Annotated in this window: 15 protein-coding genes; 9 read left to right on the forward strand and 6 right to left on the reverse strand. The window is 68.0% G+C overall.

Features of this window, described 5'->3' with window-relative positions; translation table 11 throughout:
- Both ACLL81_RS08640 and lpdA read left to right on the forward strand, forming a co-directional pair.
- The coding region (locus ACLL81_RS08640) for a 2-oxo acid dehydrogenase subunit E2 (protein ID WP_411287938.1) at window positions 1–559 on the forward strand (559 nt) is incomplete at its 5' end.
- A 9-nt stretch (window positions 560–568) separates the two neighbouring features.
- Window positions 569–1,969, forward strand: coding sequence for a dihydrolipoyl dehydrogenase (gene lpdA / locus ACLL81_RS08645; protein ID WP_411287939.1), 1,401 nt, complete (start codon window positions 569–571; stop codon window positions 1,967–1,969).
- A 10-nt stretch (window positions 1,970–1,979) separates the two neighbouring features.
- On the opposite strand, the gene ACLL81_RS08650 is transcribed toward lpdA, so the two are convergent.
- Entirely contained in the window at window positions 1,980–2,372 is a 393-nt protein-coding gene (locus ACLL81_RS08650; RefSeq protein WP_411287940.1) for a DoxX family protein, read from the reverse strand.
- 54 nt (window positions 2,373–2,426) lie between these two features.
- Window positions 2,427–3,950 carry an AMP-binding protein gene (locus ACLL81_RS08655; RefSeq protein WP_411287952.1) on the reverse strand — a complete coding sequence of 508 codons (1,524 nt, stop codon included), beginning with the start codon at window positions 3,948–3,950 and terminating at the stop codon, window positions 2,427–2,429.
- 195 nt (window positions 3,951–4,145) lie between these two features.
- Between ACLL81_RS08655 and ACLL81_RS08660 the strand changes: the two genes are divergently transcribed.
- Window positions 4,146–4,433, forward strand: coding sequence for a hypothetical protein (locus ACLL81_RS08660; protein WP_411287941.1), 288 nt, complete (start codon window positions 4,146–4,148; stop codon window positions 4,431–4,433).
- A gap of 62 nt (window positions 4,434–4,495) precedes the next feature.
- Here ACLL81_RS08660 and ACLL81_RS08665 read toward each other — a convergent pair whose 3' ends face one another.
- Window positions 4,496–6,373 carry an ABC-F family ATP-binding cassette domain-containing protein gene (locus tag ACLL81_RS08665; RefSeq protein WP_411287942.1) on the reverse strand — a complete coding sequence of 626 codons (1,878 nt, stop codon included), beginning with the start codon at window positions 6,371–6,373 and terminating at the stop codon, window positions 4,496–4,498.
- A gap of 174 nt (window positions 6,374–6,547) precedes the next feature.
- Between ACLL81_RS08665 and ndk the strand changes: the two genes are divergently transcribed.
- Window positions 6,548–6,967, forward strand: a complete 420-nt coding sequence (gene ndk / locus ACLL81_RS08670) for a nucleoside-diphosphate kinase (protein ID WP_411287943.1) — start codon at window positions 6,548–6,550, stop codon at window positions 6,965–6,967.
- A 16-nt stretch (window positions 6,968–6,983) separates the two neighbouring features.
- On the opposite strand, the gene ACLL81_RS08675 is transcribed toward ndk, so the two are convergent.
- Window positions 6,984–7,196, reverse strand: coding sequence for a hypothetical protein (locus tag ACLL81_RS08675; RefSeq protein WP_411287944.1), 213 nt, complete (start codon window positions 7,194–7,196; stop codon window positions 6,984–6,986).
- Between the two features lie 156 nt (window positions 7,197–7,352).
- On the opposite strand from ACLL81_RS08675, the gene ACLL81_RS08680 reads away from it, so the two are divergent.
- The 3 genes from ACLL81_RS08680 to ACLL81_RS08690 all read left to right on the forward strand — a co-directional run bounded on the left by ACLL81_RS08680 (window position 7,353) and on the right by ACLL81_RS08690 (window position 9,694).
- Complete coding sequence (locus ACLL81_RS08680; protein WP_411287945.1) at window positions 7,353–7,991, forward strand: DsbA family protein; 639 nt, start codon at window positions 7,353–7,355, stop codon at window positions 7,989–7,991.
- Between the two features lie 100 nt (window positions 7,992–8,091).
- Window positions 8,092–8,709, forward strand: coding sequence for an ATP-dependent Clp protease proteolytic subunit (locus ACLL81_RS08685; RefSeq protein ID WP_411287946.1), 618 nt, complete (start codon window positions 8,092–8,094; stop codon window positions 8,707–8,709).
- 31 nt (window positions 8,710–8,740) lie between these two features.
- On the forward strand, window positions 8,741–9,694 hold the full coding sequence (locus ACLL81_RS08690; RefSeq protein ID WP_411287947.1) for a glycosyltransferase: 954 nt from the start codon (window positions 8,741–8,743) through the stop codon (window positions 9,692–9,694).
- Between the two features lie 234 nt (window positions 9,695–9,928).
- Here ACLL81_RS08690 and ACLL81_RS08695 read toward each other — a convergent pair whose 3' ends face one another.
- Together ACLL81_RS08695 and ACLL81_RS08700 are read right to left on the reverse strand one after the other, a co-directional pair.
- Window positions 9,929–10,381, reverse strand: coding sequence for a cupin domain-containing protein (locus ACLL81_RS08695; RefSeq protein ID WP_411287948.1), 453 nt, complete (start codon window positions 10,379–10,381; stop codon window positions 9,929–9,931).
- Between the two features lie 35 nt (window positions 10,382–10,416).
- A complete protein-coding gene (locus ACLL81_RS08700) occupies window positions 10,417–10,668 on the reverse strand; it encodes a hypothetical protein (protein WP_411287949.1) in 252 nt (83 codons plus the stop codon).
- Window positions 10,669–10,783: 115 nt separating this feature from the next.
- Between ACLL81_RS08700 and ACLL81_RS08705 the strand changes: the two genes are divergently transcribed.
- Both ACLL81_RS08705 and ACLL81_RS08710 read left to right on the forward strand, forming a co-directional pair.
- Window positions 10,784–11,056, forward strand: coding sequence for a DUF4242 domain-containing protein (locus ACLL81_RS08705; RefSeq protein ID WP_411287950.1), 273 nt, complete (start codon window positions 10,784–10,786; stop codon window positions 11,054–11,056).
- A 185-nt stretch (window positions 11,057–11,241) separates the two neighbouring features.
- The coding region (locus tag ACLL81_RS08710) for a hypothetical protein (protein WP_411287951.1) at window positions 11,242–11,866 on the forward strand (625 nt) is incomplete at its 3' end.

The raw sequence follows: 11,866 nt of genomic DNA on the forward strand, positions 1-11,866 counted from the left end.
GACCAAGATCAACGCCATGCTGGAAAAGCAGGGCGTGAAGGTCAGCGTCAACGACCTGGTGATCAAGGCCGCCGCCGTGGCCTTGAAGCAGGTGCCGGAGGCCAACGCTTCCTATTCGCCGGAAGGCATCGCCATGCACCACCACGCGGACATCGCCATGGCGGTGGCCCTGGAGCACGGCCTGATCACACCGATCATCCGTAGCGCGGAGCTCAAAGGCCTGGCCCAGATCGCCACCGAGGCCAAGGACCTGGCCGAGCGGGCGCGGACCAAGAAGCTCAAGCCTGAGGAATTCCAGGGGGGCACCTTCACGGTCTCCAACCTGGGCATGTTCGGGATCAAGTCGTTCGCCTCGATCATCAACCAGCCGCAGGGCGCGATTCTGTCCGTGGGCGCCGGCGAGCAGCGGCCCGTGGTGCGTGGGGGCGAACTTGCTGTGGCCACGGTCATGTCCGTGACGCTCACCTGCGACCACCGGGTGGTCGACGGCGCCATCGGCGCGCGCTGGCTGGCCGCGTTCAAGGCCCTGGTCGAAGACCCGCTCACCATGATCATCTAGGGCCAGCCGATGGATTTCGACGTCATCGTCATCGGCGCAGGCCCCGGCGGCTACGTCACCGCCATCCGTGCCGCCCAGCTTGGCATGAAGACCGCCATCGTCGAGCGCGAAGCCCTGGGCGGGGTGTGCCTGAACTGGGGCTGCATCCCCACCAAGGCGCTGCTCAAGTCCGGCGAGGTCTATGAGCAGCTCGACCACCTGGCCGAGTACGGCATCACGGTGGAGAAGCGCGGCTTCGACTTCACCAAGGTGATCGCGCGTTCCCGCAAGGTCGCCAGCCAGCTCAACGCCGGCGTCGCCTTCCTGATGAAGAAGCACAAGATCGAGGTGATCGACGGCGCCGCGAAGCTGGAAAAGGGGCAGGGCGCCCCCAAGGTGGTGGTGGCGCTGAAGGCCGGCGGCTCGCGCACGTTGAGCGCCAAGCACGTGATCCTGGCCACCGGCGCCCGGGCCCGCACCATCCCTGCCGTAGGCCTGGAGCCGGACGGCGACCGGGTCTGGACCTATCGCGAAGCCATGACTCCGAAGACGGCTCCCAAGACCATGATCGTGGTGGGCTCAGGCGCCATCGGCATAGAATTCGCCAGCTTCTACAGGGCGTTGGGATCAGAAGTTACCGTAATCGAGGCGCTTCCCCGCATCCTGCCGGTCGAGGACGAGGAGGTCTCCAAGGCCGCCCAAAAGGCCTTCGAGAAGCGCGGCCTGAAGTTCCGGGTCGGGGCCAGCGTCAAGAAGCTCACCCGGACCAAGGCCGGCGTCGCTGTTGAACTCGAAGCTGACGGCAAGTCCGCAACCCTGGAAGCTGACGTGGCCATCGTCGCGGTGGGCATCTCGGGCAACGTCGAGGATCTCGGTCTGGAAGCCCTGGGCGTGAAGATCGACCGCGGCCATGTGGTGACGGACAGGCACGGCGCCACCGGCGTCGCCGGCCTCTACGCCATTGGCGACGTGACCGGTCCGCCCTGGCTGGCCCACAAGGCGAGCCACGAGGGCGTCCACTGCATCGAGCGCATCGCCGGCCTGCCGTCCTCGAACCTGACGGCGCCGATCCCCGGCTGCACCTATTCAAACCCGCAGATCGCCTCAGTCGGGCTCACCGAAGCGCAAGCCAAGGACCAGGGCCTGGAGGTCAAGGTTGGCCGCTTCCCGTTCAAGGTCAACGGCAAGGCCATCGCCTCGGGCGAAACCGAGGGCTTCGTCAAGACGGTGTTCGACGGCAAGACCGGCGCCCTGGTCGGTGCGCACATGATCGGCGCCGAGGTCACCGAGATGATCCAGGGGTTCGCGCTGGCCATCACCCTGGAGGCCACCGAGGCGGAATTGCACGCCACCGTCTATCCCCATCCGACCATGAGCGAAGCCATGCACGAGGCCTCGCTCGACGCCTACGGCAAGGTCCTGCACATCTGAGCGCTAGCGGCTAACGCCGGCGGCGCAGGGCGTCCAGGCTCCAGGGTCCGCCACCGGCGAACACCAGGTAGAAGAACACGAAGCAGTAGAGGATCGCTGCGTCGCCGCCGTTCAGCGCCGGCCACGGTCCCTGCGAAGCGTGGGAGCTGAAATAGGCCACCGCCATCATGCCCGAGGCGATGAAGGCCGCGGCGCGGGTGAACAGGCCGAGCGCGATCAAGCCGCCCCCCACCGTCTCGATCCAGCCGGCCGCCAGCATCAGCGGTGGCAGCGGGTCGGGCAGGCCAGGCTGGGCGGCGGGAAATTCCAGCAGCTTCATCAGGCCGTGCTCCATGAACAGCAGGCCGGCCATGATGCGAAGGATGCTGAGCACCCGCGGCGCCCAGGCGTCGAGGTTGGGCATGAGTTCGTCCCCCCTTGCGCCGGGACAGCCCCGGCGTTTCCATCACCGGCGCGGCTAGGCCGCCCGGCGCATCTCGGCGTCCACGATCCGCTGGAGCGCCACATAGTCGGTCTTGCCGGTGCCCAGCACCGGGATCTCCTGCACCTTGATGATCTTGCGCGGCACGGCGATCTCGGGCGCGCCGATGGCCTGGGCGTGTGCGATCAGGGCCGCCGCGTCGGCGTCGCGCCTGTCGGTGACCAGGATCAGCCGCTCGCCCTTCTTCGGATCGGGCAGGGCGACCACGGCGTGGCGGCCATCCGGCCATACGGCCACGGCCAGGTCCTCCGCGGCGGTCAGGGAGACCAACTCGCCGCCGATCTTGGCGAAACGCTTCACCCGGCCGAGGATCTTGATCCAATCGTCGTCGGAGAGCGAGACCACATCGCCGGTGTCGTGCCAGCCGTCCACCGGCGGCTCGATGCCGCCGCCGGGCGTAAGATAGCCGGCCATGATGTTGGGACCGCGCACGAATAGCCGCCCGCCGCCGGGGATGCCCTCCACCGGCTCCAGCCTGACCTCGACCCCGGGCAGCAGGCCGCCCACCGTGCCGCGACGGTTATCGCCCGGCGTGTTCACCGCGATCACCGGGGCGGCTTCCGTGGCGCCATAGCCTTCCAGCAGCGGGATCGGCCCGAACTTCTCAGCGATCAGGTTGTGGGTTTCCTCGCGGACCTTCTCGGCGCCGCAGACCACGAACTTCAGGCCCGACAGCTCGCCGGGTTCGGCGGCGCGGACGTACTGGTTGATGAAGGTGTCGGTGGCGAACAGCACCGAGGCCCCGGTGTCCTTCACCAGGGCCGGAATCTGTTTGACGTGTAGCGGGGACGGGTACTGGAAGGACTTCAGGCCACTGAGGATCGGCAGCAGCGCTCCGCCGGTGAGGCCGAAGCAGTGGAATGTCGGCAGGGGATTGAACATCACCCAGTCGAGATCCAGCGTGATGTGCTGGGCGACCTGGCGGACGTTGGCGATCAGGTTGGCCTGGGTCAGCACCACGCCGCGCGGCGCCCCGAAGCTGCCGGAGGTGAACAGGATCACCCCGGGGTCGGACGGGCTGCTGCCGGCGCGGAACTGTTTGGGAAAGGCGGCGGCGGCGGCGGCGATCAGCTTGTCCGGCAGGCCCACGGTCTCGCGCACGTCTTCCAGGTAGGTGACGGTGGTGAGCGTATCGAGCGCGTCGATCAGGTCGTGCAGCTTGCCCTGCTCGACGAAGCGGTGGGAGGTCAGCACGCGCTTGACCCCGGCCAGCTCGCAGGCGGCCTTCAGGTTACGGATGCCCGAGGTGAAGTTGAGCATGGTCGGCGTGCGCCCGAAGGCGTGCAGGGCGAAGAAGGTGACCACCGCGGCGCTGGAGGCCGGCAGCATGATCCCCACCCGCTCGCCCTTGGCGGTGAAGCCCGCGATCTTGCGGCCCAGCGCGAAGGCCGCGCGGATCAGGTCGGTGTAGGTAAGCGGGTTGCGTTCCTGGTCCTCCAGGATCGGCTTCTTGGCGCCGTACTTGCGGCTGGCGTCGACCAGGGCGTCGAACAAAGACATCTGCGCCTGGCTGGCATCGAACGGACGCGACAAGGGCGAACGCCTCCCCAATTGTTCTCGTTGGCCGGCACGGTAAGGCCCGCGTCTGGGAATGCAAAGAAGCGTTACAAACCGTGAGCCGGTGGGGTTCGGGGCAACCCGGCGCCGGGTCTGGGGGTTTAACAAGGGAAAAGCCAGGCTCCAGGAGTGATCCCCATGCAACGCAAGCAGACCGAAGATCAGGCCAAGCGCGCCTTCACCCACGGCTCCAGCGGCGCGACCGCGGACATGGCCAGCGACGGCGGCTCGCCGGTTCGCGAGGACCGCCACATCGAGGCGCCGCATGCACGGGAAGCCACCCCGCTGCCGGAAGGTGAAAAGCACGACCAGATGGCTGAGCGCGAGGCCGGCGTGGCCGAGGACCGCCAGGAAGCCCTGCTGGACGAGGCCATCGAGGAGACCTTCCCGGGCTCTGATCCGATCAGCCCCAAGCACATCACCTGAACATCGGACCGCGAGGTCCGCTCAGATCGACTGGGAACAGGGGCGCTCAGGCGTCCCTGTTCCTATGCCTTCACCGCCTCATAGGCTTCCTGGGCCTCCAGCCACTCGGCCTCGGCGGTGTCCACCGCCGCCTGCGCCTGCGCGCGCCTGCGGCCCAGCTCCGCGGCCTTGCCGGGATCGGCCGCGAAGGTGGCCGGATCGGTGAGCGCGCGGTCGATCACGGCCAGGGCCTGGCTCGCCCGCGCCAGCGCGGCTTCCGCGGCTTCCGCGCGCCGCCGAGCCGGACCTGACGGTGTCTTGGTGCGGACCGGCGGCGGGGGAGGCGGCGGCGGCGCGACCGCCTCGGCCTTCACCTGTGTCGGCGCGCGGGCCGCCATGCGGGCGCGGTCCAGGACGAACTTGGCGTAGTCCTCCATGTCGCCCTCGAAGGGTGTGATGCCACCGTCGGCGGCCAGCCACAGGCGATCGGCCACCAGCTCCATCAGCGAACGGTCGTGGGTGATCAGGATCACCGCCCCCTCGTAGTCGTTGAGCGCGTCCAGCAGCGCCCGGCGGCTGTCGATATCCAGGTGGTTGGTGGGCTCGTCGAGGATCAGCAGGTGCGGGGCCTCCATGGCCACCATGTTGAGCAACAGCCGCGCCCGCTCCCCTCCGGAGAGATTGGCCACCGTGGTCTCCACCTTGTCGTAGCCCAGGCCAAAGCCCGCCAGCGCCGCCCGGCGCTTGGAATCGGCGGCTTCCGGCATGGCGCGCCGGATGATCTCCAGCGGCGTGTCGGTGGGGTCCATCGCCTCGATCTGGTGCTGGTGGAACCAGCCGACGCGCAGGCGCTGGCTGCGATGCAGCCGGCCGGTCTCGACGGTGAGCGCGCCGGCCACCAGCTTGGCGAAGGTCGACTTGCCGGCCCCGTTGACGCCCAAGAGGCCGATGCGGTCGTCCAGATCGAGCCGCAGGTTCAGGTGGCGCAGGATCGGCGCGCCGCCATAGCCAACGGTGGCCTCTTCCAGGCGGATCAGCGGCGGGGGCAGGGGACGTTCCGGCGAAGGCAGGTTGAACGGGGCGACCCGTTCCTCGATCACTGCGGAGACCGGCGGCAGCTTGGCGATCATCTTCAGGCGCGACTGGGCCTGGGCGGCCTTCGAGGCCTTGGCCCGGAAGCGGTCGACGAAGGCCTGCAGATGCTCCCGGCGGGCCTCGACCTTCACCCGTGTGGCGGCTTGCAGGCGCAGCTTCTCGGACACCTGATGCTCGAAGTTGTCGTAGCCCCCCGGGTAGAGATCGAGCTTGCCGTCCTTCAGGTGCAGGATGTGGTCGACGGAGTTGTTCAGCAGTTCGCGGTCGTGGCTGATCACCATGGCGGTGTGCGGGTATTTCTTCAGCCGCGCCTCAAGCCAGAGCGCTCCTTCCAGATCGAGGTAGTTGGTGGGTTCGTCGAGCAGCAGGAGGTCCGGTTCGGCGAACAGGGACGCGGCCAGGGCCACCCGCATCCGCCAGCCGCCGGAGAACTCCGCCATCGGCCGCGACAGGTCCTCGTTGGTGAAGCCCAGGCCCGCCAGGATCTCGGCGGCGCGAGACGGGGCCCGGTCGGCGTCGATCTCGATCAGCCGGGCGTAGATCTCACCCATGTGCTCGGGGTCGGCGGTCTCCACCTCCTCCAGCAGGCGCGCCCGCTCCACGTCGGCGGCGAGCACCGTGTCCAGCAGGGGCACGGGGGTGGCGGGGTGTTCCTGGTCCACCGAGCCGATGCGGGAATTGCGCGGCATGCCGATCTCGCCGGAGCCCAGGTGCAGCTCGTCGAGGATCAGCTTGAACAGGGTCGACTTGCCCACGCCGTTGCGGCCAACAAGGCCCACCTTGGCGTCCTTGGGCAGGCTGACGGTGGCCTCGTCGAAGAAGCGGCGACCCCAGGCGTCGAAGACGAGGTCCTTGATCTGAAGCATGGGCTCGGCGTGGCGTGAGGGGCGGATGCGCGGAAGGCGCGCCGCATAGCAGAGCGCGCGGCCGGCGTCATGAAATGTTGCGCCGCAGCGCCTTGGCGAGCGGCCCCTGGGCGGCTATAGAGCCCGCCACTTCGCGGCCAGCCGCCTCCTCAAGCCAAAAGACCCTGCATTCCCATGACCGAACGCACATTCTCGATCATCAAGCCGGACGCGACGAAGCGGAACCTGACCGGCAAGATCAACGCGGTGATCGAAGCCGCCGGCCTGCGCATCGTGGCCCAGCGCCGCATCCACATGAGCCAGGCCCAGGCCCAGAAGTTCTACGAGGTCCATGCCGCCCGCCCGTTCTACGGCGAGCTGGTGGAGTTCATGATGTCCGAGCCGGTCGTCGTCCAGGTGCTGGAAGGCGAGGGCGCCATCGCCAAATATCGTGAAGTCATGGGCGCCACCAACCCCGAGCAGGCGGCCGACGGCACCATCCGCAAGCTGTTCGCCCTCAGCGTCGGCGAGAACTCCGTGCACGGCTCCGACAGCGCGGAGAACGCGGCCCTGGAGATCGCCCAGTTCTTCACGGACGACCAGATCGTCGGCTGAGGCTGGCGGCCCGGCGCTAATCCTGTTCGGCGCCGGTCAGCTTGCGCGACAGATCCCCATAGTACCCCTGGATCAGCAGTTCGACCGTCTCGCCGCGTTCCTCGGCCTCGAACGCCAGCGCCTTGGCCAGCTCGATGGCGGCAGAGCGCGTCAGGTCGCCGGCCATGGGGGCGCCGTCGCAAAACACCGTCCAGTCGCCGTCCTTGAGCGTCACCGCGTACTGGACCATCAATCCCAATCCTCGCGCCGAAGCGTCAGCGTACGGAACCGCAAAGAGTTCCGCCGGCCGGCCATGCGGTGAAACTGGCGCAAGCGCGCAAACCTGTGAAGCGCCCAGGCGTGACCGGGGGCGAATTGCCTGCGATGCTTGGGCCCGGAGGCCGCCATGGACACGCCGCACCTGATCTATTTCTCCGACCCCATGTGCTCGTGGTGCTATGGCTTCTCGCCGGTGATCGAGGACATCCGCCGGGCCTTCGGCCGGGCCCTGCCGATCCGCGTGGTGATGGGCGGCCTGCGCCCGGGCACGGCCACGCCCATGACCGACGCCGCGCGCCGCGACGTGGCCGGCCACTGGAGCCATGTGCACGACGCCTCAGGCCTGCCCTTCGACGCCGCTGTCCTGGAGCCGGCGGGCTTCATCTACGACACTGACCCGGCCGCCCGCGCGGTGGTGGTGGTGCGCCGCGACGACCAGGAGAAGGCGCTGGCCTACCTGGCCCGCCTGCAGCGCGCCTTCTATGCGCAGGCCCGCGACATCACCTCCGGCGAGGTGCTGGCGGACCTGGCGGCCGAGCTGGGGTTCAAGCGCGACGGGTTTCTGGAGCAGTGGGGCGCGGAAGACGCCAAGCAGGAGACCTGGGCCGACTACGCCGTCTCCCAGCGGGCCGGCGTCACTGGCTTTCCCACCCTGGTCGCCGGGCCTAACGCGGACGGCGCCTATGGCGTTGTCACCCGCGGCTATGCGCCGGGCGAGCAGGTGGTGGGCGTCTTGAAGGACTGGATCGCGCGGATCGCCGCCTGATCGACCGGGTCACCTTGCGCCTGGGCGTCGGGCACGCGATATCGGGAAGGAGTGCGAGCCCCAGCGGTTCGCCTGCGATTCCAAGAAGGGTTTTCTCCAGATGCGTGATCCCGTCACCACCATGCTCGGCCTCGTCCCGATGGTCGTCGAGCAGACCAGCCGTGGCGAGCGCGCCTACGACATCTTCTCCCGCCTGCTGAAGGACCGCATCGTGTTCCTGGCCGGTCCCGTTGAGGACGGCATGGCGGCGCTGATCTGCGCCCAGCTGCTCCACCTCGAGGCGGAGAACCCCAAGAAAGAGATTCAGATGTACATCAACTCGCCGGGCGGCGTGGTGACCTCTGGCCTGGCGATCTACGACACCATGCAATACATCAAGAGCCCGGTGATCACCCTGTGCCTGGGCATGGCGGCCTCCATGGGCTCGTTCCTGCTGATGGCCGGTGAGAAGGGCCAGCGGATCGCCCTGCCGAACTCGCGGATCATGGTCCACCAGCCCTCCGGTGGCTTCTCAGGCAAGGCCTCGGACATCGAGCGCCACGCCGAGGACATCCTCAAGACCAAGCGACGCCTGAACGAACTCTATGCCAAGCACACCGGCCAGACCGTGGAGACCGTCGAGGAAGTGCTCGACCGCGACAGCTTCATGACCGCTGAGGAAGCCAAGGACTGGGGCATCGTCGATCACGTCTGGGAAAAGCGCGACGTCGAGGACTGACGCCGCCGCAGTGCTCGGTTAGAGCTTGGCCGTGCGAATCTTCTATGTCGTCAGCGGTGACCATGTGGCCGGCGGCCAGCTGGTCAATCTCGCCCATGTGACCACGCTCCGGACCTGGGGCCACGACGCGCGCCTCTTGATCGTGCGCCCGCCGGCCGAGGGCGACGCCCCGTTCCAACCGGCGTTTCCGGAAGGGTCCGAGCCGCCGCCCTGGCAGCGGGGCGCACAGGGTCTTGCCGCCGACGATGTGGTGGTGGTTGGCGAGATGTTCGGCCAGGGCGCGCTGGAGGTGCAGGACAGCCCAGCCCGCAAGGTCATCCACAACCAGAACCCGTTCTACATCTTCGAGGCGTTCGCCGACGCGCCGTCCATGCGCCGCTGGGGCGCGTCGCACATGATCTGCGCCAGCCGGTTCACCGCGGACATGGCCCTGCAGGCGGGCTGGACGGGTCCGACCTCAGTGGTTCGTCCCGGCATCGACCCGATATTCCACGGCGATCCCGACCAGCCGCGCACCTTGGCGGTGGCCTACATGCCGCGCAAACGCCGGATGGACGCCCGCCTGATCCGTGGCCTCCTGCGCTCGCGCCGCCCCGACCTGACCGCCATCCCGTGGATCGAGCTGACCAACGCCAGCCGCCAGGACTGCGCCCGGGCCTTGAAGTCCGCCGCGGTGTTCCTGAGCCTCAGCTACAACGAGGGGCTCGGCCTGCCGCCGGTGGAGGCCATGGCCGGCGGCGCCCTGGTGGTCGGGTTTCATGGGGGCGGCGGGCGCGAGTACGCCACCGCGGAGAACGGCGACTGGTTCGACGACGGCAAGCCCGTGGAGGTCGCCGACGCCCTGGCCGCGGCGCTCGATGCGCTGGTCGCCGGGGAGCGCTTCGCCGGGCGCCGCGCGGCGGGGGTCCGCACGGCGCAGGCCTTCAGCCAGGCGGCTTTCGAGACGGACCTGAAGGCGGCCTGGGCGACGATCCTGGGGGCCTAGGAGGTATACTCATAAAGCGCCGCGGTGCGGGCGAGGTCGCGCGTGCCGAGGTCCGCGGTATCCGAGATGGGTCGGCAACGGACGGTGCTGCGAAGCACCCCAGCACCGCAGCTCCCAAGCGGGTGAGACGAACCTGCAGTCTCGCGAGCCCGCCTTCCCCCGCGAGCCCGCCTTCCCCCGAGAGCCCGCCTTCCCCGAGAGGACGCCGCTGCGACCTGGCTCGATCGCCGCTGGTCAGTCCAGGGACCCTGTGTGCGCCATGGCGTCGATTGGCCCCTCGAACGCGATAAACAGGGTGCAAGGCCCCGCGCCCACGCAGGCCGCGCTATGGGGCAGGCCCGCCGGGCCAAAGGCGTACATCCCTGGGGTCAGAACGGCCTCAGCGGCGCCGCGGTACTTCACCTTCAGGCGGCCGGAGACCAGAACCATCCGTTCAGCCGAGCTGTGGGTATGGGCGGGCAGCGTCTGCCCTCCGCGGACCCGGAGGAACACGTCGGCATTGGGCTTGGCCGGGTCGCCGTGCAGCACGCCGATCTCACAGCCGGTCGGGAAAATGGCTGGGCAGGCGCCCCATTTTAGCGCGGCGTCATCGACGGCGATCGACAGGGGTGAGTCAGCGGCCACGGCAGCCGGGGCCCCGACAGCAAGCATCAGGACAGCGACGGCGGTGACCTGGGGGCGCGACATGTTTGGCTTCCTCTGTTGGTCTCGAATTGGCGAACCTAAGCCTGCCCGCCATTCTCCGTCCAGTTCAGAAATTGAACCCCAACCTCCAACCTCAGGATCAGCGGGATCTCCCGCAGGCGGCCGCGCCTGACCGCCAAGCCGATCCCGCCGAAACCCAACAGCATCAGGGTCCAGGTCCGGGGCTCAGCTACGCCTCCGATCGCGCGGCTCGAGATCGCGCCCAGCGCACCGATGTCCGAGCCAACGCTTGCGCCAACAACGTCGGCTTCGTTGGCGACGTCGGTCAAGCGAGCCGAAAACTACCTCGCTGGCCTCAAGCTCGCCTCAGCCAGAATCTGGATGCGGTTTCATAAATCGGTGGCCTATAGTTCTCTATTACCACCATACGACAGGAGCTTCACTGTGCCCAAATTCGTGATCGAACGTAACATCCCCGGCGCCAGTAATTTGAGCCGGAACGAGCTGCGCGATATCGCGGCCAAGTCAAACGCCGTCGTCGCCGGTCTGGGCGTGCCCTACAATTGGGAGACCAGCTTCGTGGCGGGCGACAAGATCTACTGCATCCACGAGGCGCCCGACGCCGAGACGATCTACCGACACGCGCGCGAGGGCGGCTTTCCAGCCGATGCGGTGACGGAGATTTCCGCGGAAATCGGTCCCGCAACAGCAGGATAGCCGCCACGGTGGCGTACCCCGGATTGCGTCCGACCGCCGCTGATAGGCTGGATCGCCGACCCGGATGAAGGGGCCCGGTGTTCGTTGGAGCGCGACTACTCCAGGGCGCAGATCACCGTCACGCGACTTGCGTCTGCAAGGCATCCGCGAGGCGGTTGGCACACAGATCAGCTAGGAGGACGGTGATGGCGGAGCTAAACGAAAACAAGCTGAATGAATTCGTCGGCAAGATGCTTGGCGACCTGGGCGGTTCGTTCAGCGTGCCCACGGTTCGGCTGGGATTCCGACTCGGCCTCTTTGCGGCCCTGGACGAGGGCGGTGCGGCGACTGCCGGCCAACTGGCCGAGCGGGCCGGCGGGCTGACAGAGCGCTATGTCCGTGAATGGGCGCTCGCGCAGGCTGCCAATGGCTATATCGACTACAACCCTGTTGATGAGACGTTCAGCCTCTCGCCAGAACAGGCGATGGTGTTCGTAACCAAGGACAGCCCGGTCTATTTGGCTGGTGCGTTTGACCTTGTGGCCGCGATGATCGAGGGGGAACCCAAGGTCGAGAACTCGTTCCGCACCGGGAACGGCGTGCGGTGGGGCGATTCTGCGGGCTGCCTCTTTTGCGCGACGGGCGCCTTCTTCCGTCCGGGCTACGTCAACAACATCGTCCAGAACTGGCTCCCGGCCCTGGAAGGCGTCGAGGCTAAGCTGAAGTCAGGCGCCAAGGTCGCCGATATCGGGTGCGGCGTCGGCTTCTCGACGCTGCTGATGGCGGAAGCGTTCCCCAACAGCCGCTTCGTCGGCTTCGACTTCCATGAGC

It is taken from the genome of Phenylobacterium sp., assembly GCF_046590535.1.
In the GTDB taxonomy this organism is placed as follows: domain Bacteria; phylum Pseudomonadota; class Alphaproteobacteria; order Caulobacterales; family Caulobacteraceae; genus Phenylobacterium.